Source organism: Tardiphaga sp. vice304 (genome assembly GCF_007018905.1).
Lineage (GTDB): Bacteria > Pseudomonadota > Alphaproteobacteria > Rhizobiales > Xanthobacteraceae > Tardiphaga.
Genome location: NZ_CP041402.1, coordinates 4233347 through 4260167 on the forward strand (window position 1 = coordinate 4233347; position 26821 = coordinate 4260167).

At 58.9% G+C, this 26821-nt stretch carries 23 protein-coding genes; 8 read left to right on the top strand and 15 right to left on the bottom strand.

Translation table 11 applies throughout. The features are described 5' to 3' along the window. Window positions 1-29: 29 nt before the first annotated feature. A complete protein-coding gene (locus tag FNL56_RS20135; protein WP_143582288.1) occupies window positions 30-3296 on the top strand; it encodes a methyltransferase domain-containing protein in 3267 nt (1088 codons plus the stop codon). Window positions 3297-3666: 370 nt separating this feature from the next. Here FNL56_RS20135 and FNL56_RS20140 read toward each other — a convergent pair whose 3' ends face one another. The 6 genes from FNL56_RS20140 to rfbC form a co-directional block, all read right to left on the bottom strand. Beyond that, window positions 3667-4635 (bottom strand): NAD-dependent epimerase/dehydratase family protein, encoded by a 969-nt coding sequence (locus FNL56_RS20140; protein ID WP_143582289.1) that lies wholly within the window; start codon window positions 4633-4635, stop codon window positions 3667-3669. Between the two features lie 8 nt (window positions 4636-4643). Beyond that, window positions 4644-5630 (bottom strand): GDP-mannose 4,6-dehydratase, encoded by a 987-nt coding sequence (gene gmd / locus FNL56_RS20145; RefSeq protein ID WP_143582290.1) that lies wholly within the window; start codon window positions 5628-5630, stop codon window positions 4644-4646. 94 nt (window positions 5631-5724) lie between these two features. Beyond that, window positions 5725-6594: a glucose-1-phosphate thymidylyltransferase RfbA gene (gene rfbA / locus FNL56_RS20150; protein WP_143582291.1), complete on the bottom strand. Its 870-nt coding sequence runs from the start codon at window positions 6592-6594 to the stop codon at window positions 5725-5727. A gap of 14 nt (window positions 6595-6608) precedes the next feature. Then, on the bottom strand, window positions 6609-7496 hold the full coding sequence (rfbD, locus tag FNL56_RS20155; RefSeq protein WP_143582292.1) for a dTDP-4-dehydrorhamnose reductase: 888 nt from the start codon (window positions 7494-7496) through the stop codon (window positions 6609-6611). Between the two features lie 7 nt (window positions 7497-7503). After that, the gene (gene rfbB, locus FNL56_RS20160) at window positions 7504-8553 is read right to left on the bottom strand and encodes a dTDP-glucose 4,6-dehydratase (protein ID WP_143582293.1); all 1050 of its coding nucleotides are present in this window, start codon (window positions 8551-8553) and stop codon (window positions 7504-7506) included. A 3-nt stretch (window positions 8554-8556) separates the two neighbouring features. After that, window positions 8557-9126: a dTDP-4-dehydrorhamnose 3,5-epimerase gene (gene rfbC / locus FNL56_RS20165; RefSeq protein WP_143582294.1), complete on the bottom strand. Its 570-nt coding sequence runs from the start codon at window positions 9124-9126 to the stop codon at window positions 8557-8559. Between rfbC and FNL56_RS20170 the strand changes: the two genes are divergently transcribed. Together FNL56_RS20170 and FNL56_RS20175 are read left to right on the top strand one after the other, a co-directional pair. After that, complete coding sequence (locus FNL56_RS20170) at window positions 9121-9333, top strand: hypothetical protein (protein ID WP_143582295.1); 213 nt, start codon at window positions 9121-9123, stop codon at window positions 9331-9333. The genes rfbC and FNL56_RS20170 overlap by 6 nt on opposite strands. 72 nt (window positions 9334-9405) lie before the next feature. Continuing rightward, entirely contained in the window at window positions 9406-10236 is an 831-nt protein-coding gene (locus tag FNL56_RS20175) for a class I SAM-dependent methyltransferase (RefSeq protein WP_143582296.1), read from the top strand. A gap of 171 nt (window positions 10237-10407) precedes the next feature. Here the strand turns inward: FNL56_RS20175 and FNL56_RS20180 are convergent, their stop codons facing one another. From FNL56_RS20180 to FNL56_RS20210, 7 genes are all read right to left on the bottom strand, one after another. Further along, window positions 10408-11931 carry a hypothetical protein gene (locus FNL56_RS20180; protein WP_143582297.1) on the bottom strand — a complete coding sequence of 508 codons (1524 nt, stop codon included), beginning with the start codon at window positions 11929-11931 and terminating at the stop codon, window positions 10408-10410. Window positions 11932-11993: 62 nt separating this feature from the next. After that, window positions 11994-12380 carry a GtrA family protein gene (locus tag FNL56_RS20185; RefSeq protein WP_143582298.1) on the bottom strand — a complete coding sequence of 129 codons (387 nt, stop codon included), beginning with the start codon at window positions 12378-12380 and terminating at the stop codon, window positions 11994-11996. Next, window positions 12377-13690, bottom strand: a complete 1314-nt coding sequence (locus FNL56_RS20190) for an NAD(P)/FAD-dependent oxidoreductase (RefSeq protein WP_143582299.1) — start codon at window positions 13688-13690, stop codon at window positions 12377-12379. The genes FNL56_RS20185 and FNL56_RS20190 overlap by 4 nt, the downstream gene beginning before the upstream one ends. 9 nt (window positions 13691-13699) lie before the next feature. Further along, window positions 13700-14629, bottom strand: a complete 930-nt coding sequence (locus FNL56_RS20195) for an NAD-dependent epimerase/dehydratase family protein (RefSeq protein WP_143582300.1) — start codon at window positions 14627-14629, stop codon at window positions 13700-13702. Window positions 14630-14633: 4 nt separating this feature from the next. After that, a complete protein-coding gene (locus FNL56_RS20200) occupies window positions 14634-15389 on the bottom strand; it encodes an SDR family NAD(P)-dependent oxidoreductase (protein ID WP_143582301.1) in 756 nt (251 codons plus the stop codon). Next, window positions 15386-16714, bottom strand: coding sequence for an FAD-binding oxidoreductase (locus tag FNL56_RS20205; protein WP_143582302.1), 1329 nt, complete (start codon window positions 16712-16714; stop codon window positions 15386-15388). Before FNL56_RS20205 ends, FNL56_RS20200 begins: the two co-directional genes overlap by 4 nt. Then, window positions 16711-18177 carry a UbiA family prenyltransferase gene (locus FNL56_RS20210; RefSeq protein WP_210245415.1) on the bottom strand — a complete coding sequence of 489 codons (1467 nt, stop codon included), beginning with the start codon at window positions 18175-18177 and terminating at the stop codon, window positions 16711-16713. The genes FNL56_RS20205 and FNL56_RS20210 overlap by 4 nt, the downstream gene beginning before the upstream one ends. 316 nt (window positions 18178-18493) lie before the next feature. Between FNL56_RS20210 and FNL56_RS20215 the strand changes: the two genes are divergently transcribed. The 4 genes from FNL56_RS20215 to FNL56_RS20230 all read left to right on the top strand — a co-directional run bounded on the left by FNL56_RS20215 (window position 18494) and on the right by FNL56_RS20230 (window position 23467). Further along, entirely contained in the window at window positions 18494-20596 is a 2103-nt protein-coding gene (locus tag FNL56_RS20215) for a glycosyltransferase family 2 protein (protein ID WP_143582304.1), read from the top strand. Window positions 20597-20915: 319 nt separating this feature from the next. Then, a complete protein-coding gene (locus FNL56_RS20220) occupies window positions 20916-21671 on the top strand; it encodes an ABC transporter permease (protein ID WP_143582566.1) in 756 nt (251 codons plus the stop codon). A 2-nt stretch (window positions 21672-21673) separates the two neighbouring features. Further along, window positions 21674-22459, top strand: a complete 786-nt coding sequence (locus FNL56_RS20225) for an ABC transporter ATP-binding protein (protein WP_168204682.1) — start codon at window positions 21674-21676, stop codon at window positions 22457-22459. A 90-nt stretch (window positions 22460-22549) separates the two neighbouring features. Beyond that, a complete protein-coding gene (locus FNL56_RS20230; RefSeq protein WP_168204683.1) occupies window positions 22550-23467 on the top strand; it encodes a rhamnan synthesis F family protein in 918 nt (305 codons plus the stop codon). Between the two features lie 12 nt (window positions 23468-23479). Here FNL56_RS20230 and FNL56_RS20235 read toward each other — a convergent pair whose 3' ends face one another. Together FNL56_RS20235 and FNL56_RS20240 are read right to left on the bottom strand one after the other, a co-directional pair. Beyond that, on the bottom strand, window positions 23480-24409 hold the full coding sequence (locus FNL56_RS20235; protein ID WP_143582306.1) for a glycosyltransferase family 2 protein: 930 nt from the start codon (window positions 24407-24409) through the stop codon (window positions 23480-23482). Between the two features lie 90 nt (window positions 24410-24499). Further along, window positions 24500-25384, bottom strand: coding sequence for an NAD-dependent epimerase/dehydratase family protein (locus tag FNL56_RS20240; protein ID WP_246661466.1), 885 nt, complete (start codon window positions 25382-25384; stop codon window positions 24500-24502). 347 nt (window positions 25385-25731) lie between these two features. On the opposite strand from FNL56_RS20240, the gene FNL56_RS20245 reads away from it, so the two are divergent. Continuing rightward, window positions 25732-26658: a class I SAM-dependent methyltransferase gene (locus FNL56_RS20245; protein ID WP_143579172.1), complete on the top strand. Its 927-nt coding sequence runs from the start codon at window positions 25732-25734 to the stop codon at window positions 26656-26658. Window positions 26659-26821 lie beyond the last annotated feature (163 nt).

Consider the following 26821-nt stretch of genomic DNA (forward strand, 5'->3'; position numbering starts at 1 on the left):
ATCAGTCTAACGTGAAGTACAGGGAAGCTATGGGTGAGTTGATTCGCCGCGAAGCGGCATTAAAGCCTATTTTGTTCAGCGGCGAACGACTTACATCCGCAACTTCCGGCCAGGTCGAAATTGAGCACTATCATCGGTATCTCCTTGCGCGTGAGTTTTGCAGAGGCAAGGACATACTCGACGTAGCTGCTGGTGAGGGGTACGGCACGGCGCTCCTGGCGCAGGTAGCCGTCTCAGCCGTGGGCATCGAGATAGACCAGGACGCGGTAGACGCCGCGCGGGCAGAATTTGTCCGGCCGAACCTCAGGTACGAACAGGGCGACGCCCGCAAGCTGAATATTCCGGACGCTAGCATAGACGTCGCCGTTTCGTTCGAGACTCTGGAACATCTTGCGGAGCAAGATACGTTCTTGAGCGAGTTGCGCCGTGTTTTGCGTGACGACGGCCTGCTGATCATCAGCACTCCCGACAGGGATATCTACTCTCCAAATGGAACGGCCCCGAATCCCTATCACGTACTAGAATTGACGAAGATCGAGTTCGAAGCGCTTGTTCAAAAGTATTTTCTCAATTGCACCCTGACCTCTCAGCGCTCCCTCATCGGCTCGGTCATCATTGGCGGCGAACAAGCCACGGCTGTGCAAGCGTTCGAGAGACGCAGCAGCGACGTCATCGAGCGAAGTACCCACCTGCTCCGTGCTCCCTATCTTCTAGCATTTGCGTCCAACGGTGAGCTCCCTCCTGTTCCCAATAGTGTCTACGTCCACCGCAGCGACCTCGACACAGATCCAAGGGTACGATTCGAGGCGGAGGTCGCCAACCGGGAGAAGTCTGCTGCTCTTGAAACGGCCAAGCTGGACGTTGCACGCATGTCAACTCTTCTTCAAACGACCGACCTGGACGTTGCGCGCATGTCAACTCTTCTTGAAACGGCCGAACTGGACATTGCGCGCATGTCAACTCTTCTTGAAACGGCCAAACTGGACGTTGCGCGACTGTTGACGGAGAACGACCAGGTAAGCACCAGAATTGCGAGAGCGGATCATAGGATTTCTTCGATCGAGCTAAGCACGATCTGGCGCCTCACTCAACCCCTCCGCAACTTCGGCATGCGCTTCCCGCAAAGCGCTCTCTATATGCGCAAAAGTATAAGACTCGCATGGTGGGTGCTAAGTTTTCAGATCTTTCGACGCTATAAAATGTGGTTGCGCCATCGCGAAACACAGCAATCGCTTGTTCAATCGGGACCGCCCATTCCTCTTTTCGAAAAGGAGATATCTCTCAGCGAACTCGGTGAATCGGGACCGCCCATTCCTCCGTTCGACAGGGAGATATCTGCCAGCGAGATTGTCGTCCCCCATTCGGATAAGCCCGAAGTTTCCATCATTATATCGACTTATGGCAGCGTCGGCGTCACGCTGGCGTGCCTCCGATCCATCATGCTGTATGCCCCTAGCTGCTCAATTGAAGTCATCGTGATCGATGACGCATATCCTGATAGCAGGGAGTTTGCGACACTTCAGCAAGTCAGGGGCGTAATCTGCATCAGGAATGAGAAAAACTTGGGGTTCTTACTGAGCTGCAACAGCGCCGCCAAGATCGCCCGAGGGCAGTACATCTACCTGCTGAACAACGATACCGAATTGGAGGGAAATTCCGTCGATGTACTAGTGGACCTTTTAAAGTCTCGACCGGATGCCGGAATGGCAGGATCCAAGCTTCTGTTTTCAGACGGCCGACTTCAGGAAGCCGGCGGGATCATTTGGAACGATGCATCCGGGTGGAATTATGGACGCGGTGACGATGCCGCGAAGCCCGAATACAACTATGTTCGTGAGGTCGATTACTGCTCGGGTGCATCTATCATGATCGCTCGCGAACTTTTCAGTTCACTGGGCGGCTTCGATGAATCGTTTGTTCCGGCGTATTACGAGGACGTCGACCTGGCTTTCCGCGTCAGGGAACGAGGGATGGCTGTGCTGTTTCAGCCGCGATCAGTCGTAATCCACCATGAGGGCGTCTCCCATGGAACGGATACGAGCTCAGGGGTGAAGGCGCACCAAGTAACCAATCAGTCGCGTTTTTTTGAAAAGTGGAAGTCGATCCTGGTTGTTGAAAATTTTCGCAATGCTCAGAATGTCCTTCGCGCCCGTGACAGGGCCAAGTTTCGCAGCGTGATTCTGGTTATTGACCACTACGTGCCAGAGCCCGACAGGGATGCCGGCTCGCGTAGCATGCTTGGAATCATCGAGAGCCTCCTTGCCGCTGGATGGGTTGTCAAATTCTGGCCGCACAATCGTTTATACAGCGCAACATATACCGTTGCATTGGAAGCGCTCGGCATAGAGGTAATTGATCACCGTTGGTCTGGCGACCTTTCAACGTGGATGGATCTCAATGGCGCTGAGCTGGATCACGTTCTCGTTGCAAGACCCGACATAGCAGGCGATGTCTTGCCGTCCATTATTAGTCGCACCGACGCTGTTCTGAGCTATTATGGCGTCGATCTGCATTTTGCCCGAATGCGACTTCAGGCTGAATTACAAAATGATGTTAAATTGGGGGACGAATCTGAACGGATGCAGCGGCTTGAGAGACGCGTCTGGCGCCATTTTGATCTGGTCATCTATCCGTCGAACGACGAAGCCATAATGGTGCAATCCTTATCGCCAAGGACTAACGCCACCGGCATTGTGCCATTTTTCACGGATGTCAGAGAATCGCGATGCGTGCCCCCGATGGGTTACAGTATTTTGTTTGTTGCCGGCTTCGCTCATCCGCCTAACGTCGATGCCGCGTTGTTTCTATTGATGAAAATCATCCCACTGCTGGAACTGGAACTGGGTGTTATTCGCGTGACTCTCGCGGGATCAAACCCCACCGAGAGCGTGCAGGCCTTGCGTCGTCCGAATGTGACCGTGACCGGTTACATATCCGAGGAAGCGCTCGCCGAGCTTTACGAGCAACATCGGGTTTGCGTCGTGCCGTTGAGATTTGGCGCAGGTGTAAAGGGAAAGGTTATCGAAGCATTGGGCAAGGGACTTCCGCTCGTTACAACATCGGTCGGTGCTCAGGGAATACCATCCTTGGAATCCGTGGTGATGGTTCACGACGGACTAAAAGAAATCGTAGCTTCGCTGAAAGTCCTGCTCACCGATGATGCCGCATGGGTCGCTCAGTCCCAGGCGCAGCTTGCTTTTGCCCGTCAGAATTATTCTAGAGAAGCCATGCAAAAATCTGTACTGGCGGCCCTGAAACTTGGCGAAACTTCGATCGGACGTGGAGCCGTAAACTGAGTTGCGAAAATATCCATAAATTGAGCAATGTCACGGCTGTTATGTTCCGCTCGGTGTCAATCGGCCCTTTAATTGCGATCTGTTGTCAAGCCTCCTTTAATCCGCCCTCAGCAAAGCTATAGCGCTCGCCCCGTCGCATCTGGATGGGCCGTGGAGATCAGAGCAAAAGCCGGAAAACTCTAATTGCCGGTGGTCTGGTCCAAACTTCGGTCTCAGAGCACTCGCGAGTGCTTCTCACAATAGAGGCCATACCGAAATCGAATTATCTCAAATAGAGATACCCCATTCTTTAAATAACCCCTTCCGTCGACGGCGCCCACTGGGAGTGACCACCCGCTGCCGTGTGACAACACTCCTCCCAGCCGACTATTTATGTCCACGCCAGGCGGGACCGGCAGTCGTTCAAAACGTCGCTGACAGTCCGCTGGAATTCATGTTCCGGAGCCCAGTTTAAGAGCTGGCGAGCCTTGTCGGCATTTCCGACAACTATACTAAATACCGAACCCTGTGCTCTCGCTGTATCGATCTCGACCTCGATGTGTACTTTGGTCTTCGAAAGCAGCAGTTCCAGGACGTCGGATATTTTGCGTGGAATTCCAGAAGCTACATTCAGAATCAGGCCGGATTCCAAAACAGAACTACGTTGAATGGCCCGGACATATGCGTCGGCGACATCCCGAACGTCTAGAAAATCTCGCTGCGCTTCAAGATTGCCGACCCGCATTACCGGGGGCATCAGACCGGCCTCAATTTGGGCAATTTGCATTGCAAATGCCGGAATAACGAACGCGTCCGTTTGTCCGGGTCCGGTGTGATTGAACGGCCGAAGTCGAATGCAGTGCATACCCTTCGCAACAAAGACGCCCAACGCGAGATCAGCGGCCGCTTTGGACGCTCCATATTCGTCAACCGGCGCCAACACCGTGTTTTCATCGAGCGGCAGACCGGAACGGGCGCTGTCGCCATAGACAAGTCCCGATCCGACGTGGACCAAAACACACTCCGGAACTTCGTCCAGAATGGCGTTTGCGATGTGGCGCGTAGCGTCCAGATGAACGCGCCAGCCTGCGTCCGGGCTCTCGCTGACTGCCGCCGGAGCGGCTATTGCCGCCAGATTCAAGACGTGGGTTGGTCGGTACCTTGCAACGGCCCGACGGACGGCAGCTTGATCGGTTACGTCCAGCTCGACAATCGGATAGCCAGTCGGATCGTCGCGCTTCTGTAGGCCCGTTCCCAAAATCGAAACCGCATCCCCGTACACGCCGCGCAACGCATTCACCACATGCGGTCCGACGAAGCCGCCGGCACCTGTGATCAGTATTCGAGGCAGAGACGACATCTGATGGATCACAGATGTTCGCGAAGCTTGAACCGCATCAGATCTGCTTCCACCATCTCCGCGACCAGTTGCTCCAATGTCGTTTCGGATTTCCAGCCAAGTTTCTCATGGGCCTTCGAAGCATCACCGTGAAGAACTTCGACTTCCGCCGCGCGAAGATACTTAGGATCAATTACGACATGGTCTTCCATGCTGAGTCCCACGTGGGCAAATGCCAGCGAACAAAATTCCCTGACCGACGTCGTCCGCCCCGTCGCGATTACATAATCATTCGGCACATCCTGCTGTACCATCAGCCACATCGCCTTGGTGTAATCGCGCGCGTGGCCCCAATCCCGTTTGGCGTCGAGATTGCCCAATGACAGGGTCTTCTGCCGACCATGCTTGATTTGCGCCACCGCCGCCGTAATTTTCCGGGTGACAAATTCGATCCCGCGCAGCGGCGACTCATGATTGAATAGAATGCCGCTGGAAGCATGCATGCCGAAACTCTCGCGATAATTCACGGTCATCCAGTGCGCATACAGCTTTGCTGCCGCATAGGGCGAGCGCGGATAGAATGGCGTGGTTTCCGACTGAATGGGTTCCCGTATCAGTCCGTACATTTCCGACGAAGAGGCCTGGTAAAAACGTGCTTCCGGGCAAACGATGCGCACCGCCTCTAGCATGTTGGCCGCACCCATCCCCGTGACATTGCCGGTCAGCAGGGGCTGCTGCCAGGATGATTTGACAAAGGATTGCGCCGCCAGATTATAGACTTCGGAGGGGCCAACCTCACCGAGTATCCGGATGAGGCTGGAGAGATCCGTCAGATTACCATCGTGCAATGTGACCTGATCTTCGACACCGATCCATTTTAGCCGGGTTGCGACCACATCGGCCGACGCACTTCGGCGCAACAAGCCGTGCACGGCATAGCCTTTGTCGACAAGGAACTTGGCCAGATAGGCCCCGTCCTGGCCCGTTATACCGGTTAGAAAGGCTTTCTTTTGCATGTAATGTCGATTTCTACCGCAAGTTTTTTGAAACTGGAACGCTCAGCTTAACCTCCAGCTGCCGACAGCTGAGCGCGGATTCACATGGCATCGCCTAACTCGCCTCAGCGATCCCGCGCACATATTTTGCGTAGTCGCTCTTGCCGAGCTCCTCGCCGATCTTCATTAGCTGCGTGCGGTCGATATAGCCTTGGTTGAACGCCACCTCTTCCGGACACGCAATCCTGAAACCTTGCCGCTTCTCAAGCGTGGCAACGAACTCTGCTGCTTCCAGCAGGCTGTCTGGCGTGCCGGTGTCTAGCCAAGTGAAGCCGCGGCCCATCTTCTGCACGCTGAGTTCGCCGCGCTCTAGATAGACCCGATTGAGGTCGGTGATCTCCAGTTCGCCGCGCGCCGAAGGCTTGATGTTGGCGGCGATGTCGACCACTTGCTGATCATAGAAATAAAGCCCTGTGACTGCAAAGTTCGATTTCGGCTGCAGCGGCTTCTCTTCGATGGAAGTAGCCTGCCCTTCGGCACCAAACGCTACTACGCCGTAACGCTCCGGGTCCGCCACATGGTAGGCGAACACCGTTGCGCCGGCTGGGCGTGCGGCGGCGCTGGCCATCAGGTCTGGCAGGCCGTGGCCGAAGAAGATGTTATCGCCAAGAATCAGCGCGGAGGGCCCGCCCTCGACGAATTTGGCGCCGATGATGAAGGCCTGCGCTAGACCTTCCGGCTTTGGCTGCTCGGCATAGGACAGCGACAGGCCCCAGCGCTGGCCGTCGCCCAGTAGCGCCCGGAACAGCGGCAGATCGTGCGGGGTGGAGATGATCAAAATCTCGCGGATCCCCGCCAGCATCAAGGTGCTCAGGGGATAGTAGATCATCGGTTTGTCGTAGACGGGCAGCAGCTGCTTCGAGGTGACCAGCGTCATCGGATAAAGCCGTGTGCCGCTGCCACCGGCCAGAATGATTCCCTTCAATATCCCACCCTCGTCTAAGATTGCAGGAGACGATCCAAGCAATTCGAAAGGGACGTTTCCAACGATTGCAGCCGGATGTCAAACACCTCAGACAGCCGGGCCGTGTGGAGCCGCGAATTGGCTGGCCGGGCCGCGGGCGTTGGATAATCCGCCGTGGTAATCGGATCGACCGGCACCGACCGACCGCCCCTCCCGGCCGATTGCCGGATAATTTCGCGGGCGAAACCGCACCAGCTCACGGCGTCCGGACCTGCCAGATGGGTCACCCCGGCATGTTCGGGGCACCAGCCCCGCCCGGAAATGCTGGCCGCAATCGCCATTACGGCCCCGGCAATGTCCGGCGCATAGGTGGGGCAGCCCACTTGGTCGTCCACCACCCGCAGCCGGTCGTGCGTCGCTGCCAGTCGTAGCATGGTGCGAACGAAGTTGCTGCCGAACGGCGCGTAGACCCAGGCGGTGCGCAGAACGACGTGCTTCGGATTGGCGGCGGCCACCGCCCGTTCACCGGCTAGCTTGGACGCCCCGTAGACGCCCTGCGGCGCGACGGGGTCGCTCTCCACATAGGCTTCCGGCTTCCGGCCGTCATAGACGTAATCGGTCGAGAAATGGATGATCGGCGCGCTGTGCCGTGCCGCCGCCGCTGCAACGGCACCGGCGCCATCGCGGTTGATGGCATAGGCCTGCTCCGGCTCTGATTCAGCCTTGTCGACCGCGGTATAGGCGGCGGGGTTGATCACCACGTCGGGCCGAAACGCGTCCAGCGCCCGGCCGATCGAGGCCGTATTCAGCAGGTCCACCTCGGCGCGACTGCTGCTGCCAAGCACGAGATCTCCGCGGCCAGCCGCGGCCTCGCGCAGCGCGCGTGCGACCTGGCCCTCGCCGCCAATTACGTAGACGCGCATGCCGACCTCATGCCTTGACCAGGCCAAGGCGCTCGCCGCCATAGACCTTCTGGCGCAGCGGCTCCCACCAGTGGGTGTTGTCAAGATACCAGCGCACCGTCTTCTCGATGCCGGTCTCGAATGTTTCCTGTGCGCGCCAGCCGAGTTCATTTTCCAGCTTGGTGGCGTCGATGGCGTAGCGCTGGTCGTGGCCCGGCCGGTCGGTGACGAAGGAGATCAGGTCGTGATGCGAGGAGTTGGCCGGACGCAGCTCGTCCATCCAGGTGCAGATCTGCTCGACCACATCCAGGTTCCGGCGTTCGTTGCGGCCGCCGATGTTGTAGGTCTCGCCGGGGACGCCCTTCGCCAGAATCACGCCAAGCGCGCGGGCGTGGTCCTCGACGTAGAGCCAGTCGCGGACGTTGGAGCCGTCGCCATAGACCGGCAGCGTCTTGCGATCCAGTGCGTTCAGAATGACGAGCGGGATCAGCTTTTCCGGGAAATGATACGGCCCGTAATTGTTCGAGCAGTTCGATACGATGACCGGCATGCCATAGGTACGGTGCCAAGCCTTGGCGAGATGATCGGATGCCGCCTTGGTCGCCGAATAGGGCGACGAGGGATCGTACGGCGTGGTCTCGGTGAACAGCCCGTCGGGGCCGAGTGAGCCGTAGACCTCGTCGGTGGAAACGTGGATAAAGCGGAAATCAACGGCGCTGGCGGTGCGCGTCTTGAGATAGCTGCGCGCCGCTTCCAACAGCGTGAACGTGCCCATCACATTGGTCTGCACGAACACATCGGAGCCGGAAATCGAGCGGTCGACGTGGCTTTCGGCGGCGAGGTGCACCACCGCGTCGGGCTGGTACTTCGCGAAGATGGCGTTAACCGCGGCGGCGTCGCAGATGTCGTGCTTTTCGAACACGTAGTGCGGGCTGGAGGCCACCGGAGCCAGCGACGCCAGATTGCCGGCATAGGTCATCTTGTCGAGCACGACCACGTCGTAGCCGAGGTCGGCGATGAAATGACGGCAGACGGCCGAACCGATAAAACCGGCGCCGCCAGTTACAAGAACCCGCATCCGCTACTCCTCACCCATATATTTGAAAGCCGGTGGCGCATCCGCCAGCTTCGGCTGTTTCCGGTCCTTGTCCGACAGAATGACTTCGGCGGCCGAAATCCGCCAATCGATGCCCAGCGCGGGGTCGTCCCAAGCGATGCCGCGGTCACATTCCGGCGCATAATAGTCAGTGACCTTGTAGATGACTTCGCAGTCATCCTCCAGCGTCAGATAGCCATGCGCAAAGCCCGGCGGCACCCAGAGCTGGTGCCAGTTGTCCGCCGACAGTTCTGCCGTCACATGGCGGCCATAGCTCGGCGACCCCGTGCGGATATCCACCGCGGCGTCGAGGATGGAACCGCGCGTACAGCGCACCAGCTTGCCCTGGGCATGGGGAGAGGTCTGGAAATGCAGCCCGCGCAGCACACCTTTCTGCGTCGAGCGGACGTGGTTGTCCTGCACGAAAGGTACTGTCAGGCCTTGGCCGGCGAACACGTCGGCGCGAAAGGTCTCGGAAAAGAACCCGCGGGCGTCGCCATGCTTCTTTGGCGTGGCAAGCCAGATGTCGGGTATTTCCAGGCGTTCGATGTGCATGTTCGTCAGTTCCTGAGCCGGTCGGTCGATCTGCCGGGTTCCGGCGTGATCGTCGCTGCGAAGGTCCGGCAGGATCAGACACCGGACGCGGGAGAGCCTTACAAGCCTTTGTCGCGGTTCGTCAATTTGATGATTCGTACCAATCGTAGCCGCGGTGATGGCAAATTTGTGCCTTGCACTTTTGCCGACCCGATGAACACGTTCTAACCGGCCCAGTCAATCTGCCACTGTTTGTGCAAAAGGCGCAGTGGGGGACAATTTGTCCGAAGGAAAGAACGAATGCATAACCGGATCGCGGCGAAAGCCCGAAGCTTTGCTGAACCTTTTCTGCGGCTCTCCAGGGCCAAAAAGCCCAGTGGCCAATTTGCCTCAGGCGCTCCATCGGCACAGAACGTGGCTGACATATTCACGGGTGAATGGTCATCAACACTACCCGGACTTTCCGTCATGCCGGGACACGCCGATCTTTTTCACGACGACCGTATCACATGGATGGACAAACTCTTTGAGATAAAGGGGAAGTCGGTCCTTGAGCTTGGCCCTCTTGAGGGGGCGCATACAAAAATGATGACAGACTTCGGAGCCGCTTCGATAACCGCCGTCGAAGGAAATCAGCGTGCATTTCTGAAATGCTTGTGCGTCAAGGAACTCTACGGAATGCGCGATGCGCAGATACTGCTTGGCGACTTCATGCGGTTCTTTGAATCTTCTTCACAACGCTTCGACATTATTGTCGCCAGCGGCGTGCTTTATCATCTTTCCAATCCTCTCGACCTGCTCGAAAATATGACAGTCGCTGCAGATCGCGTTTTTGTCTGGACGCATTACTACGATGGCGACGCGATCAACCGTCGTAGGGACAAAAATCTTTTTGGAAGCCCCCAACAAATCGAGCATCACGGATCGCCATACACTGCCGTAAGCAAGGCATATGCCTCACGAGCCATTAAGTGGAGCGGCTTTTCCGGCGGGATGGACCAAACAGCAACATGGCTAACACGTGACTCTCTAGTCGGTTTTTTCAAGAACCGCGGTTTTTCGGTAGAGATCGGCTTCGACGATGCGGATCATCGAAATGGACCGGCCATTGCAATCTGTGCGTCGCGTTAGGCTAAGGCCGCATCCACGGTCCGTTGTCATTTATAGATCGGCTGCCGTCTATGTGGCGCTTGCCCCCGGCGGGAATTTTCCCTTGCGAGACTCACGCCTGACCTCACCGCAAATAGGTCGTATTCTTAGTACATGCAGGTTTGTCTACAGACGCAGCCGCGACGACTCTGTTTATGTCCTACAGTGCGATTTCTGAAAAGTCGCCATAAAAGCCAGGGCTAGGCCGAGCCCAAGCATTAAGGATGCGAGGCTAAGCACGACCGCTTTTACTCGCTCAATCCATGCGCGAAATCGACCCTTTAACAACGTCCGGTCGAGCATGGCGCTGTCGCTGACATCAGTAGGCCGAATTAACCGTGGAAGCGCCATTCGAATGGTTGGATCCGACAGTAGCGAGGCAAGCCGATCGGGACTGGGGTAGGGGATAGCGAGAAACGGCTTGTTCTGCAGGACTGCCATACTTCCAGTACGGATGTATTCGACCACACTCGCCTGTTGCTCCGAACTCTGTGCGGCCTTTTCAAAGACGCTGGGGAATCCCGAACTCGCGCTATTCAAAACAAGCCCAGGCAAGATCAGTACAAGCCAGGCAGCCGTCGCGACGAACAGACCGTGCTGTCGGTCGACGGAAACAGTGCGCGCGGCAAAGAGAATGATAGCGAAATTTACTGGCAGCGCCACGATAACGATGTCTAGGTAACGCGACGAAGTCGGAGCCACGGCGCGTCCATAGGACAGCGACAATATTTGCCCGAACCACCAGACGATGATGCTCAGGACAATCCAGTGTGGAGATGTACGAGGCGGTCGGGTCTTCAGAACGTAATAGGCATAGGCCAACAGCGGCAGGTTCGTCAGAATGCCTGCAAAGGACCCAGATCGTGGATAGTCCAGGCAGGCGAGCAGCGCGCGGATAAGTTCGCCTATGCTGTGAGCCTTCAGACCGTCATGACCGGCGACCTTAGGAACGAACGCTATCATTACCATAGACATGACCAGTAAGACAGCCGCGCCAGCATATTCCTTCCGCCCGAGGCGTACCCGCAGCAGCATCTGGAGCACAACGATGCCAAGCGCCGCGGCCCCGATCAGCGCACCGGACGCCATCGAGAAGAAAGCCGCGATGGCGTAGGCAACGCTGATCCACCATCGGGCGCCGAATGCGGGTGCAACAGCAAGGCCGGATAGTGCCAGGATGGTGAAGATCAACAGCAGATAGAACTGACTCTGGAAGCCCGCCAGCAGATTCTCCCAGCCGATTGGCAAGAGAAACAGTACCGCGCTGAACGCAACCAGTGAGACCAGCTGGCCCGGGCCAAGAATGCGCTGCAGCGCCAGCACGATGAGAACGATGGCCACCACATGCAGGCCCGCGTTGACCATCATCTGCAGGATCGGATCCCAGCCGCCGTCCAGTTCGAACAACAGCAGGGACAGCAAGCGCGTCAGCAAAATGCGATGTTCGTTATGGGGGGCAAATAACGCCGACCAGGACAAATTCGAATTGAGATAGGCCTTGTAGAGAATGTCAGCTTCTGCATCCCACTGGTCCCAGTAAGGAACAGCCGAGCCGAAGTAACGGATGAACAATATCTTAGCGCCGAATACAATCAGCCCGAGCGACCCGATCGCCAGCCACCTCCAAAGGCGCTCGGTCTGCAATGATGGCTTCACTTCAACGACATCGATACTCATGTTGTCTCCGGCACGAGCCGCCTGCTCCATGCACCTAGCCTGAAAATCACTATTCGGCAGACCTACCCAAATGTGAATTTCTTATGCCCCAAATAGCTCGTTGCGATTGGGCTGATGACGCCGACTACGTGAGCGATGAGGTCTTTTTGCCAGACAATACCGAGCCATGGCAACACCCATTCGGCCAGCCCGACGCTGACGATCCACACCTGCACAAGAGCGACGAGATTGACCAGCACGAAGCGCATTGCCTCGCTGTGAACCTGACGATCCGACCGCGCAAAAACGAAGTGACGCGTCAGGACGAACGCGACGGCCATGCCGATGAGATAGGCGAAGACAACGGCGATCTCGAAGCGGATGAAGAAGGATAGCAGCCATCGAGAGAGGATGTTAGCGGCTGCCGCAGCGCCACCTGCCAGCGCGAAGCGAATGAATTCACGGCTCACGAGCGGGAGCCCTGCGGTGCCGTTGCGGCGCCGCCGGCCTGCTCCGCCATCCGCCGCCCGAGCCGGATACTTTCCGCGACGCCGCGATCTTCCGGATAGTAATAGCACGTATCGGCAATTTGCAGCCCGGCAATCGGCGTCTGCACCGGCGGCAGCTTGTCGGCGAAATGCGGCTCGCAGATCGGCTGGGCGTGTTTCAGACGGCCCACCTTGGCATCGAGCAGGTCGGCATCGGCGATCGCCGGATTGACGCGCCTGATGTAGCCGAACGCCTCGTCGATGAACTGCTGGTCGGACCATTGCCACTTCGGCTGGGTCACCGGCATGTAATACGGCACGTAGACGATGGTATCGCCGACCTTGCGCAAATTGGAGAATTCGATCAGGCCGGGGATCTCGATATCGTCGGCGACGATGTTCAGCCAGAAATGCGGCGTCACGGATTTGCGCAGCTTGAACAGCAGGCAGACGACGCCGATGTTCTTGATAGCGGCATACTTGTCCTGCCAGTCCTGCGGCAGGTCCGGCATCAGCCGATTGACCAGCGGCACCGGCACGGTGGAGATCACCACATCGGCCGCGAACTCGCGGCCGCCGGCACGTACCGCAGTCACGCGGCCATCCCGCACGATCACCTGTTCGGCCGGTGTGCCCAGATGGATGCGCCCGCCCTGGCGGCGGATGTCATCGACGATGGCTTCTACCAGGGTCTCCGAGCCGCCGTCGATATAGCCGAGCTGCTCCTGAAAGATCGACTTTCGCGAGTTACCGATGCGCTTGATGCGGGTCGCAATCCACGACGCCGCGACCTCGTCGGCATATTCGTAGAACTTCAGCTCCTGCAACCGCTTCCACAATTTGTTGTAGACCGACACGCCGGAACCGCCCTCGATCCATTTTCGCGAGGTCAGATGCTCGATGCGGTCGAAGTTCCTCGACTTCGTGGTCAGGAACATCTGCAGCCCGGTCCGGATCTTCTCCATCAGGGTCAGATGCGGATATGTCAGCAGCGATATGGGATCGCCCCATTTATGCACCTTGCCGTGGGTGTAATACGCCATCGACGTATCGACCCAGCGCATCCGGTCGCCGATGCCGAGTTCGGCCATCAGCTCAAAGGTCGGCGCGTCGGACTTGCACACGAAGTGATAGAAGCGCTCGATCGAGACGCCGGAAAAATCGAAATGCGCAGCCATGCCGCCGGCCTTGCTGTCCGCCTCTATCAGATCGACCTCGTGGCCCAAGGTGACCGCGCGCTGCGCGGCGGCGAGGCCCATGGGGCCTGCTCCCAACACAACGATGCGGCTCATGGCAAACTCCTAGAAGGACAGAATGATCTTGGAATGGTCGGGGTGCAGGTAAGTTTCGCTCAGCGACTGGCGCAGCGGCGTCGAGGCGACGCCGAATTCGCCGGGCCAGTCGATCACCGGAAACACCTCCGGAATCACCAGCGCTTCGAGCTGCCCGGTGGTGAACGGCGGCTGCTTGTCGACCAGCGCGTACACCCACAGCAGTGCCCAGAACAGCGCATACGGAATATGGATGATGCGAGCCCGCGGCTTGACGATGTCATGGATCATGCCGATCAGGCCGCCATAGGAGATCTTCTCGAGCCCGGAAATGTCGAACGTGCCGATTTTGCGCTGCTCGATGGACGCCACGATGATCGAGACGAGATCGCCGACATAGAGCGGCTGGCGCATGAAATTGCCGTCGGCTGGGATGGGAAACACCGGAGCCTTGTCCATAAAGCGGCGCAACCAGCCGAGATGCTTGCGGTCGAACCAGCCGAACATCAGCGTCGGCCGCAGCGTCACGTGCGGGATGTTGCAGGCGTCGAACAGCTTTTCCTGCGCGGTCTTGGTGCGGGTGTAGAAATCATCGGCCGAGGAATTTACTACCGAGGAAGAGATCCCGACCACGTAGGGCACCGCGTGAGCGTGCGCGGCCGCCAGAATGTGCTCGGTGGCGGTAACGTTGTTGGCGACGAACTCCTCGATGAACAATCCGCCGATCTGCGCCTGGTTGACCACCACCGTATCAGCGCCAGCAAAGCACTCCGCCCACACGCCGGGCACGGCGAGATCTGCCTCGATCATCGTCACTTCGGGATGCGCTTCGCGGAACAGCGCGACGTTGGCGGTGTGTTTGTCGATGCCCACCAGCTCGAAATCCGCCCGCGCCTTGAGCCGAGCTACCAGATTCTGGCCGACCAGGCCCGCCGCGCCTGTGATGATGATTTTTCGCATGGCCCTAGAAATTCATCTTGTTGAAGATGCTGGCCGGAATATTACGGATGATCGCCATGATCAGCCACCAGCGGCCGGGCGCATAGACCACCGGGCCGCCGCTGTCGGCGGCCTTGCGCACGACCGCCGCGACCGCCTCGGGCGTCACCCACATCGGGCCGCCCTTGGCCATGCCGGCGGTCATGGCGGTGTCGGTCGGCCCGGGCTTGACGATAACGGCGCGAGGACCGACGCCGCGGAAGCGATGGCTGATGCCCTGCACCAGCACGGCAAGGCCAGCCTTGGCGGCGCCGTAGACGTAATTGGAGCGTCGACCGCGGTCTCCGGCCACCGAGCCCAGCACGACCAGCGATCCTTTTCCCTGGCGTTCCAGCAGGTTGGCAACGGCCAGCGTCCAAGCGGCGGCGGAGCGGAAATTAACGTCGATGATGGCCATCGCGGCGGCCTCATCGCGGTCTGCAAGCGCCTGATCTCCGAGCACGCCATAGGCGAGAATGACGTGATCCAGCCCGCCCAGTTTCGCGACCATGCCGGCCAGCGTGGCGGCCGCATCGGTGGCGGTAAAATCGACATCGAAACTCTCGGTCGCGGCAGCGCCGCGCGCCTTCAGGTCGGCAGCGATGACGGCCAGCCGCTCGACGTTACGGCCTGCAAGTCCGACCGTGGCGCCCTCGGCGGCATACAGCCTGGCGGTCGCCTGGGCGATCCCGGAACCGGCGCCCAGGATCAGTACACGGAGCGGATTGGGTGATGTTATCATGGGGTCATCCGCCGCCAGAATGTCGACGACATTCCAGGGTCCAAGTGCGTTGTGAACTGATCCAGCGCGGGATGGCCAGCCCTGAACATAGCTGGCGGCAAACGGCCGTCCTTGGCCGGGTAAAGTCGGCCACCGGCTTCTCGGACAATCGCGTCGAGTCTGTCAAGCAGCCACAGGGTCGGCCCGCCCCGATTCGCGAAATCCAGCGCCAGCGTGGTGCCCCTCCGGGGAAACGACAGCAGACCGGGCGACGTCATGTCGCCGAAGGTCTTCAGTACCGCGAGGAACGAGCCCTGTCTGGCGTCGGAAATCGCCCGCAGCATCTCAGCCGTGACCTCTGCCGCCACTTCTGGCGGGACCACACTTTGATACTGATAGAAGCCGCGGGGCCCGTACATCCTGTTCCAGTTGCCGATGGCGTCAAGCGGATAAAAGAACGGATCGTACGACATGGTAGACTGCCGAGCCCGGCCGGCGAGGCGGAAATAGACCTCGTTAAATGCAGCAATCGAAAACCGATTGAGCAAAAAGCCCGGGGCGTCGATCGGTATGGACGGGCCGCCCGGCGGCTTGACGCGCAACACGCCGTCGCTGGCATGGCGCGCCCGGGTGAAAATGCCGCGGCCGAGCAGGTCGCCCTTGGCCAGGCAGTCGATCCACGCCACCGTGTAATCGTGGCTGGCGTCGCTCACCGCCGACAGCGCGAAGAATTCGGCGAGGTTGCCGAACGGAATCGTCTCCACAGCCATGTTCGAACTTGCGATCGGCATCAATTGCAAAGTGGCGCGGGTGATGATTCCGGTGAGTCCGAGACCGCCTATCGTGGCCGCGAACAAGCCGGAGGCGTCGTCGTCGCTGACAGTATGCTCCCTGCCATCGCTGCGCAGCAGGCTGAGGCTGCGGATCCAACGCCCAAACGTGCCGGCGCGATGGTGGTTCTTGCCGTGCACGTCATTGGCGATGGCGCCGCCAAGGGTGACAAATTTGGTCCCCGGCGTAACCGGCAGGAAGAAGCCGGCAGGAATCACCAGCTTCAGGATCGCCGCCAGGCTGACGCCGGCCTCAGCTTCCAGCAGCCCGCTGGTCCGATCGAAACAGATGAAGCGGTCAAGGCCGGTCATCTCGATCAGGGCGCCGCCGTCGTTGATGCAACTGTCGCCATACGAACGCTGCAGGCCGCCGGCCAGCAGCCCACGCGGCAGATCGGCGCCCTGCATGGCCAACGGGGCAAGTTCGTCCGGAAACGCCGGGCGCGCCACCTCCATCCGGGTGCGCGGAGTCCGGCTCCACGGCATGATATCGTCGCGTGGGGCGAAACCGTTCATAACGCCAACAGGATGGCGGCGGCGACCAGAACGCCGAGGCCAAGGCTTACATTGTCGCGCAGCGCGAAAGCCACTGGATCGTCGGTCATCCGGCCGCGGTGCGATAGCACCCAGATGCGGCAACTGAACAGGAAGATGGCGATCGGCGCCACCCAAAGCCAGGCCGGCGTGTGGTAGATCTGGCGGGCAAAAATCTCCTCGACGAGGTACAGCACCACGATGATGATGGACGCCATCGAAGCCGCGCTGCCGAAGGCGAGCGTCAGGCTCTCGTCGCCGGCCTGGTATCCCCGCCCCTCCAGCTTCTGCAGGCCATGTTCGGCGGCGCGCAGGATCTCGGTATGGCGCTTAGCCAGCGCCAGCGAAAAGAAGAAGAACATCGAAAAGGTCAGCAGCCATGCCGACGGCACCAGATCTGCGGCGGCAATGCCGATCAGGATACGGATGGTGAATAAAAGGCCAATGATAAAGGTATCGAACAGCGGAATTCGTTTCCAGCCGAACGAATAGCCGAGCGTCGTGGCGACGTATAATAGCAGGCACAGCCCGGCGGGCGGCGAGACCAGCAGCGCGGCGATGCACGCCACCGGCAGGATGGCGCCGACAGCCAGCAGGCCATCACGGACCGGAATTGCCCCGGAGGCGAAGCCGCGGCGGCGCTTCGACCAATGTTTGCGGTCTGACGAGAGATCGGCAATGTCGTTGACGAGATAGGTAAGCGAGGCAACCAGGCACAGCAGCCCAACCATCACGAGGGTACGGAGCAACCCCTCGAGCGTGACGTCGCGCCATCCCAGCGCGACCGGCACCAGCACGATCAGGTTTTTGGCCCATTGGTGCGGCCGAAAGGCCTTCAGCCAGGCAGCGCGGTAATGCGGCGTGTCGCTGAACGACCGCTCGACTTTGATACCTTCGGCCTCTACGGCACCAACCTGCGACCGGCCCGACGACACCACGACGGCCGCTTTTGCGCTGCGCCAGACCGGTAGGTCGGCACGGCTGTCACCGGCATAGACAAAGCCGCCGGGAAACTGCTGCAGCAGCCGGTCGGCCTTGTTTTGCCCCTTCAGATTAAGGTCGCCCGACGTGCCGTTGACGCTCTTGAAGATCGGAAAACGCTCGGCAACCCGAAGAGCAATGACCAAGTCGGCCGCGGTGGCGAGATGGACCTCGCGCCCCGTACGCGCTTCCTGCTCGAGATAGGCCAGGAGGTCTTCGCGGACAGGGAAACTGTCGACATCCGGCTGAGCCACGCGCGTCAACCGCTGTTTAAACGCGGCAATGCCGTTTCGGAGTTCGACCAGGGCCAGCAAGCTCCGAAGTGGATTGGCAAACAGCCCGCAGGCAAAGGTCTCAAAAAGGCTGTCGACCTTGAGAAACGTGCCGTCGAGATCGACAACCAGCGGCAGAATTGCTGCGTCTCTCGCTGTCGAACTCAATTCGGGAACCAGCAGATTTTTCACGGGCGCATGACTCGACAGTGGCTTAGCAACTCCAAAAGCGATCGAGTAGCCAATGTAAAATTGACAAGGCTCAAAAGCTCGGCGTCCGGATGTACGGTCAAAACGCCTAGCGCGCAACTTGCCTCCCTCTGACCCTGGTCTTCGCGATCCGTTGCAAAACCAGTTACTCGGACAATCTATACAGTGTAACCCATTGACCGATAGATCAATTTATGTTCGCCTGCCCTTAGCATTTTAAACTTTTGTAACTTAAACATCATCTATAGTTTGGCCTTGCCGGATCCAGCCGCCGTTTTTTGAAGAGCAATAAGCTAAAATGACCGTAGAAGCAGCAAAAACGACCGCGACGCGTCCATACGGGATACGGCAGCCCGTCGAGGGCACCAACCAGCGCGAAAACGAGACTGTCGACCCCATCGAAACCCAAGACAACGGGCTCAATAGCAACGATCAGCTGAAGCGCGAGCTCGCAGATGCGCACGCAAAAATCGCTGCGCTGAGCGGCGAACTGGACGAGATCCGGCGGTCCACTACGTGGCGCCTCACCTATCTGATAAGAGCTCTGTTCGCGACACTCCCCGTCGGAGTCAGGCTGCGCATCAAAGGCGCGCTCAGGGTGGTTCTCCGCGCATCGCGATACGTTCAACGATCCCGAATGGCCTCCTTTTTGCCGATACCAGAGCTTCGCCTCGACCTTATACCAGGAGAGTACCCTGATTGGGTGCGGGACTTCGATACCCTGTCCGACGCCGACCGCGCCTTAATTCGGACCAAGATCGACCGGTTCGAAGCGCTTCCGAAGATATCAGTGGTAATGCCGGTGTATGACACGCCCGCCGCCATTCTCCGCGAGGCAATCGAAAGCGTCGTTCAACAGATCTATCCGAATTGGGAGCTCTGCATTGCAGACGACGCGTCTAAAGCGCCTCATGTCCGGAAACTGCTTGACGAGTACATGCAGAAAGACAGCCGCATCAAATGTGTCTATCGAGAAAGCAATGGTCACATATCCGCAGCCAGCAACTCCGCGCTCGCGCTTGCAACCGGCGACTATGTTGCCCTGCTGGATCACGACGACTTATTGTCCGAGCATGCACTCTATATGATTGCGGAAGCCGTTCAACACCATCCGAAATCCGATGTTTTCTACTCTGACGAAGACAAGCTTAGCGCCGCCGGAAAGCGAAGCGATCCGCATTTCAAACCCGATTGGAGCCCGGAACTGTTTTATGGCCAGAATTACCTGAATCATCTGACCGTCTATAAGCGATCGGCAATCGAGAAGGCCGGCGGCTTCCGCCTCGGCTTCGAAGGCAGCCAAGACTACGACCTGGCTTTACGGGTGATCTCGTCCACGACGTCGCCGATCATTCATATCCCCCACGTTCTTTATCACTGGCGTATTTTCAAAGGTGCGGGGACGATGTCTTCGCAAAATCTGGGAAAAGCAACGGACGCCGCGCGGCAGGCGCTCGTCGAGCATTTTACTGATCGCGGGGTCTCGGTTATGGTCAAGGACGTCCGCGGTTCGTTTCACCGAGTGGTCCGCCCCGACCCGGAGTCTTGGCCTAAAATATCCGTTGTCATTCCCACGCGGGATCATCTCGACGTTCTGGAGATTGCCGTCGATGGGCTACGGACGAAAACTGACTATCCAAGCCTGGAAATCGTGATTGCCGACAACGAAAGCACGCTTCCAGAAACCCTGACTTATCTGGCGAAGCTCAAGGAGCAAGGCGTCCAAATCATCGAATGCAAAGGCGCCTTCAACTATTCTGAAATCAACAATAAGGCCGTCGCCATTTCGACCGGTGAGCTAGTACTGCTGCTCAACAACGACATTTCCATGCTCGACGTAGGGTGGCTCAAAGAAATGGTGCGGTACTTTGCCGATCCAGAGGTTGGAATCGTCGGACCGAAGCTGCTTTATCCGGACGGGTCGTTGCAGCATGCCGGCGTTATTATAGGTCTCGGCGGCGTTGCCGGTCATCGCTGCGTCGGATTTCCGGGCGACGAGCCTGGCCGATTCGCGCGGCTTGCGTTGGCGCAAGATGTCAGTTGCGTGACCGGCGCCTGCCTGCTGATGCGCAGATCGATATACGAGGAAGTGGGTGGCCTGGATGCCCACAACTTGCGGGTCGCCTTTAACGATGTCGATCTTTGCCTGCGTGTGCAGGAGGCTGGATATCGCATCATTTGGACGCCGTACGCCGTCCTTAACCATCACGAGTCGAAATCTCGGGGCTCTGATCTGGAGGGAGAAAAACTTGCGCGCTTTCAGCGCGAGGCACATTTCATGCGCACCCGGTGGGGACAACGTTTGGCTTCGGACCGCTTCTTTAACCCGAATCTATCCCTCCAGACCGTCAGACCCGCGCTAGCACACCCGCCTCGCGTCCAAAAGCCATGGAAACACTAGCTGAACGACAGCCTGCGATCGGGAAAGGCCGCGACCAAGTCATCGGCTTCGGCAGGCGGCGTTCAGTGGCCGCGGCGCGCCCCTCGCGGTTTGCATGGGTGGAACCCACGTAAACCAGCGTTGACACCATCGTCCGGATAGGATGTTCCTTTGCCCTTATGAAACGCCGGTTGAGGCGCCGCAGGTGGTTGCGGCATCCCAAAGGCGGCCTCCCGATAAGAACGAGTTCCCGTTGAAAACCAGCCTCGACAGCAATTTTTTCGACCAGACTGCCGCGCGCAAGCCGCGCAACGTTGCCGCGGTCGCGTGGTCCGACGCCATGGAGGGCCTGTCCCTGTGGCGGCTATGGGTCACGCTGGGCTGGAACGATATTCTGCAGCGTTACCGGCGCTCGATCCTAGGGCCGTTCTGGTTGACGGCGAGCATGGCGATAATGGTGATTGCGCTCGGCGTGCTTTACGCTGAACTGTTCAAGATGGAGATCCGCGAGTTCTTGCCGTTCCTATGTGTAGGCCTGCTCGTCTGGAATCTATTGTCCGGGTTTCTGTCGGACGGCGGCACGCTGTTTACCGGCTCCGAATCCTACATCAAGCAGATCCGGCTACCCTATTCTGTCTACGTCTACCGCTCGACCTGGAGCAAGTTCGTTATCTTCGCCCACAACTTCGTGATCTATTTTGGCGTGTTGCTCTATTTCCAGTTCTGGCCCGGCGCGGTGATGCTACTGGCCATTCCGGGTCTAATACTTGTGCTGATCAACGGCGCGCTGGCCAATCTCTACATCGGCATCATCTCGGCCCGTTTCCGCGATGTCCCGCAAGTCGTCGTTTCCGTCGTGCAGATCGTGTTCTTTGTCACGCCGATCTTCTGGAAGCCCGAACTGCTGCAGAGCCGCGCCTATCTTGCCGACCTAAACCCATTTTATCATCTTATCGAGATAGTCCGTGCGCCGCTCCTGGGCCAGATGCCCACTTCGAAACACTATCTTGCCGTGCTTCTGATCACTCTGATCAATCTGGCCATCGCGAGCGCATTTTTCGCGCGCTTCCGCGCCCGCATCGCCTATTGGGTCTGATCATGAACGCTCCTAAATCGGTCCCCGTCATGAATGCCGAACTGACGCTTCGCAACGTCAACGTTTCTTTTCCGATCTATCACGGCGGTTCGCGGTCGCTAAAGAAGAGCCTGCTGTTTCGCGGCTCCGGCGGCCATATGGCGGCGGACGCCAGCCATCGCATCATCGTGCAGGCCCTGCGCGACGTCTCACTGCAGTTCGTCGCCGGCGACCGGGTCGCGCTGATAGGCTCCAACGGCGCCGGCAAGACAACTCTGCTGCGCGTGATGGCCGGCGTCTATGAGCCCGTCACCGGTACGGTGGAAAGCCGCGGCCGGATCTCGCCGATGTTCGATATCAGCCTCGGCATCGACAACGAGATCAGCGGCTACGACAACATCCGGCTGCGCGGCATGATTCTAGGCCTGTCGCGCGAGGAAATCGAAGAGCGGATGGCGGATATCGCCGAGTTCACCGCGCTTGGCGACTATCTCGACGTTCCCGTGCGCACCTATTCGTCGGGCATGATGACACGGCTGACCTTTGCAGTAGCGACCTGCTTCGCGCCTGAAATTCTGTTGATGGACGAATGGATCATGGCCGGCGATGCCAGCTTCCTGAGCAAGGCTCAGCACCGCGTACAATCCTTCGTTGAAAAGGCCAGTATCATGGTGCTGGCCTCCCACAGCATCGAGACCTGTCGCAAATTCTGCAATCAGGGAATCTGGATGGACCAGGGGCAGATCAGGGCATCCGGCCCGATCGACGACGTGCTGGACGCCTATTCTGCCCAAGCGGGCGTGGTTTAATCCGGAGACAGCAGCGCGATGGATCGTCTAAAGGACGTCGTTCGCGCCGGGCGCCGGCTATATTTGCCGATCCAGGATTGGGCGATCGGCTTGTTCGGGAAATTCGGCCGGCGCGGAAATTACGTCCGCGAACGGATTGGAGGCGATGACCCGCTACGCGACGCCCTCCACGCAGCTGTTTTCGTACATTTCGACAAAGCCGGAATCGTGCACGACTACGTCGTACATCAATTGTGCGAACTGGTTGGCGCCGGCTACCGGGTAACCTTCGTCTCGAACGCGCCCTACCTGCCCGCCGAAAGCCGCGCGCGCGTGCAACCATTCTGCAAGGAGCTGATCTGGCGCTTCAATATCGGCTACGACTTCGGCGCCTATAGGGATGGCATTGCGTCGATCCCCGATCTCGACCGGCTCGATAGCTTGATCCTGATGAACGACAGCGTTTACGGCCCGTTCTGGAACCTGCGCGACACGCTGGCCAAAATCGACATTGCAACCACAGATTTCTGGGGCATCGCCGACAGTTTCGAGAACCGCTACCATATCCAGACGTTCTTCATGGTGTTCATGCCGAACGCGCTTCGATCGACGGCCTTCAGGCATTTCTGGCGTCGCCTGCTGTATATCAATCATCGGATGTGGGTAATTCGAAACGCCGAAGTTAAACTGACGCAGGTTCTGCAGGACGCGCAGTTGAAGGTCGGCGTGCTGGCGCCTTACGGCGCTGTCGCCGAGATCGCCCAAGCGCGGCTCGCACACCAGGCCACTCCGGACGTCGGGCACGCCGCCTTCGAGCGGTTTCGGGCGCAGATCATGAAAGACGGCGTCGTCAATCCAACCCAGTTTTTTTGGGATGTGCTGATCACTGACTACGCTTGCCCATTTATCAAGCGCGACCTGTTAACCTCGAACCCGAACGGCGTGCCGGGCACCTCGCGCTGGCAGGAGTTGATTTCCGAGCGCAGCAGCTATGACGTCAGCATGATCTCACGCCATTTGGCGCGGTGAAAGCAAAGCTGCCTAGATTTTGCCGAACAGCGCGCCGACCGACAGCCCGATATTTTCCACCAGGCTTTGGCGATATACGCCGGACTTCCAGATCAGCCACAGCCGCATCGGCCAGGCTGCACGACGGGCCTTGGCGTAGAGATCGACCACGCTCGCATTCTCCGGAGTCAACGCATCGCGTATCCGATGGAGAAAGCTCAGGTTGAGATCGTTCCACGACACTACTCGGCCATTGGCGAATGCCTTCAGGCGCACCATGCGGGCGCGCCAGCCAATATTGGCGCCCACGATGTTCTGGCGGTGCTGCCGGTACTTCAAGCTTGGCCACGGATCATAAAAAGCCTCGCCGCCGATGCCAGTCACCACCTGGTAGGTCCACCAATCGTGGGATACCAGTTCGGCATCGACCGGCGTCGCGAGCAACGCTTCCCGAGCGCTGCGGTTGAATACCATGGTATTGCCGCCACCGATGTTCTGCACCAGCGCATTCCGAAAGCTCGGCGGGCGCACGAACAACGGCGCATAGCCCGCGGGCGTGCTGTCGCCATGCATCAGTTCGGTGCGCGAGAAATACAGCGCCGGCGATGGCACGACGCGCTGCGCAAACCAGTCGACGGCCTTTGCCAGCTTTTCGGGAAACCAGATGTCATCTTGATCGCTGTAGGCGAACAGGTCACCGTCGAGCGACTCGCTGCGCACCAGCGCGACGAAATTCTGCCAGAAGCCCTTTTGCGGTCCGGGCACGATCACCACGCGCTGCGGAACGCTGCCGGCGAAGCGGTTGACGATCTCGATCGTGGCGTCGGTCGAGCCATCATCGGACACCAGCAGTTCCCAATGGGCGTAGGTCTGCACGCGAAACGAGTCGAGTTGCGATTGCAGGAATTCAGCGCCGTTCCGGGTGGCGAGCAGAATGATGATTTTGGGAGGAAGGGAAGGCAATGCGAGACCGTCCTGCTGATGATGAAGGCTGCTGCGGCTGCTAATGGCCACCGATCGGCGGTGTCTAGACCATTTTCCGGCGACAGGAAATTAGCCGCTGACGGCGGATGCTTTCGAGGTCCGGAAATCAGGACGAAACACGCGCGGCGCCCAGCCGAAATCTGCCGCCGCAGGCGTGGCATCGAACACCATGTCCTTGGCCATGCGGTTGCCCATCGCCACATTTGCTTGGGGGAAGAACGGCTTGGCGGCGGCAAAGGCGATCCGCCACATCCAGGGCGGCGCAGCGATGATCCGCCGCGGTAGGCCAAGGGCATCGAACACCCGGCCCGCCATCTCGCGGTAGCTCAGCGTCTCGCCGCCGGGCAGCGAATAGGTTCGGTCGGCGGCCGCTCCACTTGCCGCGGCCTGGATCGCGCCGATCGCTAGATCCTCCGCATGCACCGGCTGGCGCAGGCCGACGCCGCTACCCATCAGCGGCAGTACGCCGAACCTGCTGATCAGCCGCGCCAGCCGTGACACGTTGCCGTCCCTGCCCTCAGCATAGATTAGCGTTGGCCGCAGAATCGTCCAGCTGATACAACGCTGTTCGCAGGCGGCAATGAGGCGCCGTTCGCCGTCGGCGAGGCGGCGCAAGAGTTCACGCTCGGAAGCAATCTCCGATTCGAGCTTGGTGACGATGCTGGTGGATGTAAATGCTACCACGCGCTTCATCGACGGCTGGTAGATACAGGGCAGCGCGTCGGCCAGCAGGCCGATCTCTGCAGTGCAGTAAAGCGTCTCAACCGGCGGCAGTTGTAACGCATCGGCGGCGGCAAGATCGCCTTGCACCCAATCGACGCCGACGCCGCTACGTGGCGAACGAGACAACACGATCGGTCGCCGGCCCGCTTTCACAAGTTGCTCGACGATGTATCCGCCAACGATGCCTGTGCCGCCTACGACCATGTCCTGCATTTTGACCGGTTCGATCATACGCTGCGTGCTTTCAGGATGGCTCGGCAAGTCAAAACGCGACCGGCTGTCGTCTGACGAATTTCTTAATCGAGGAGAAAATTCGGTGCAACCTTAGCGGGGGACCACTGAATACCTTACTGGCGGCAGCCCCTCCTCCCAGACTCATACAGAAAATAACCATCATAATTCAAACAATTATTCAAATTATCAGACTGAACGACCGCACGTGTTCGGGGACTCTGATGCATGTGATTATGGTTAACCACTCGTTAACGGTTGAATGCGATCCTTACCACCTGATCTCGCTGGGGGGACGTAGTGGAAGAAGCTGATGCTTCGCGATCGATGGTAGGAAGAACGTGGCTATGAACATGATAGTTCGTGAATTTCCCGAAATCGCGGTGCAGGACTTCTTGCGCGCGTCCTCATTTTGGACCCCGCAGCACTGCGTGCCATCCGCATGGGTTGGCCACGCGCCTTTTGCGTACTGGCTGGTCAACGTCTTGAAGCCCCGCAACATCGTGGAACTGGGCGTGCATTGCGGCTTCTCCTTCTTGGTTTTCTGCCAAGCCGTAAAAAAGATGGGCAGCGATTGCCAGTGCATTGGAATCGATACTTGGAAAGGTGACGAGCATGCCGGCTTCTACGAGGAGTCTGTCTACGACAATCTGCTGGTTCACCGTCAGCCCTACGCATCGACGTCGCGGCTGATCCGCTCAACCTTCGATGCGGCGCAGCCGCAGTTTGCGGATGGATCGATTGATCTTCTGCATATCGACGGTCGTCACCGCTACGAAGACGTGCGCAGCGATTTTGAGAACTGGAAGCCGAAACTGTCGAAGCGGGCGGTCGTCCTGTTCCACGACACCAACGAGGCCAGCTTTGGTGTCAGCCGTTTCTGGAACGAGCTAGCCGCAGATTACCCCCACTTCGAATTCAAGCACGCGCACGGGTTGGGGGTATTGAGCGTCGGTTCGGATTTGCCCGTTCAGCTTCAGCAGCTTTTTGAGCTTACAGAACTCGGCGACTTGTCGAATTCGGTCCGCGACGCGTATGAACAGCTCGGCAACGCGGTTATCAACGGGCAGGAAGTGCAGCGGCTTACCGCTTCGATAAACGCTTACCAGACAAGCACGTCATGGCGTCTGACCGCTCCGCTCAGGCTGGCACTCCGCTTGATGAAATCGGCCGCTTCGCGTTTGCAACCAACGCTCACGCCCCGACCTAAGCGATCTGCGCCGGTTCCGGCCCTCGTTCTGGTCGGCAAGGACGTGCGTCAAGTTCGCTGTTAGGCCAGTCTCCAGCGTAAACGTTATTTTTGCAATTGCTGCAGCCTAGCCGCTGACACTCAGAGCGCCCTGTCGCGTCGTTCGAGACGCCCCACATGACAGGGGGCCGACTTTGCGCGAAGATTAGCGGGACGCTTGCGTCACCACCTTCCGTCAATCTCCCATC

Excerpts from the sequence above, each read along its gene's own strand:
- FNL56_RS20135 (WP_143582288.1), top strand. The coding sequence starts at position 30 with ATGGGTGAGTTGATTCGCCGCGAAGCGGCATTAAAGCCTATTTTGTTC.
- FNL56_RS20140 (WP_143582289.1), bottom strand. The coding sequence starts at position 4,635 with ATGTCGTCTCTGCCTCGAATACTGATCACAGGTGCCGGCGGCTTCGTC.
- gmd (WP_143582290.1), bottom strand. The coding sequence starts at position 5,630 with ATGCAAAAGAAAGCCTTTCTAACCGGTATAACGGGCCAGGACGGGGCC.
- rfbD (WP_143582292.1), bottom strand. The coding sequence starts at position 7,496 with ATGCGCGTCTACGTAATTGGCGGCGAGGGCCAGGTCGCACGCGCGCTG.
- rfbB (WP_143582293.1), bottom strand. The coding sequence starts at position 8,553 with ATGCGGGTTCTTGTAACTGGCGGCGCCGGTTTTATCGGTTCGGCCGTC.
- rfbC (WP_143582294.1), bottom strand. The coding sequence starts at position 9,126 with ATGCACATCGAACGCCTGGAAATACCCGACATCTGGCTTGCCACGCCA.
- FNL56_RS20175 (WP_143582296.1), top strand. The coding sequence starts at position 9,406 with ATGCATAACCGGATCGCGGCGAAAGCCCGAAGCTTTGCTGAACCTTTT.
- FNL56_RS20180 (WP_143582297.1), bottom strand. The coding sequence starts at position 11,931 with ATGAGTATCGATGTCGTTGAAGTGAAGCCATCATTGCAGACCGAGCGC.
- FNL56_RS20190 (WP_143582299.1), bottom strand. The coding sequence starts at position 13,690 with ATGAGCCGCATCGTTGTGTTGGGAGCAGGCCCCATGGGCCTCGCCGCC.
- FNL56_RS20195 (WP_143582300.1), bottom strand. The coding sequence starts at position 14,629 with ATGCGAAAAATCATCATCACAGGCGCGGCGGGCCTGGTCGGCCAGAAT.
- FNL56_RS20200 (WP_143582301.1), bottom strand. The coding sequence starts at position 15,389 with ATGATAACATCACCCAATCCGCTCCGTGTACTGATCCTGGGCGCCGGT.
- FNL56_RS20205 (WP_143582302.1), bottom strand. The coding sequence starts at position 16,714 with ATGAACGGTTTCGCCCCACGCGACGATATCATGCCGTGGAGCCGGACT.
- FNL56_RS20215 (WP_143582304.1), top strand. The coding sequence starts at position 18,494 with ATGACCGTAGAAGCAGCAAAAACGACCGCGACGCGTCCATACGGGATA.
- FNL56_RS20220 (WP_143582566.1), top strand. The coding sequence starts at position 20,916 with ATGGAGGGCCTGTCCCTGTGGCGGCTATGGGTCACGCTGGGCTGGAAC.
- FNL56_RS20225 (WP_168204682.1), top strand. The coding sequence starts at position 21,674 with ATGAACGCTCCTAAATCGGTCCCCGTCATGAATGCCGAACTGACGCTT.
- FNL56_RS20240 (WP_246661466.1), bottom strand. The coding sequence starts at position 25,384 with ATGATCGAACCGGTCAAAATGCAGGACATGGTCGTAGGCGGCACAGGC.
- FNL56_RS20245 (WP_143579172.1), top strand. The coding sequence starts at position 25,732 with ATGAACATGATAGTTCGTGAATTTCCCGAAATCGCGGTGCAGGACTTC.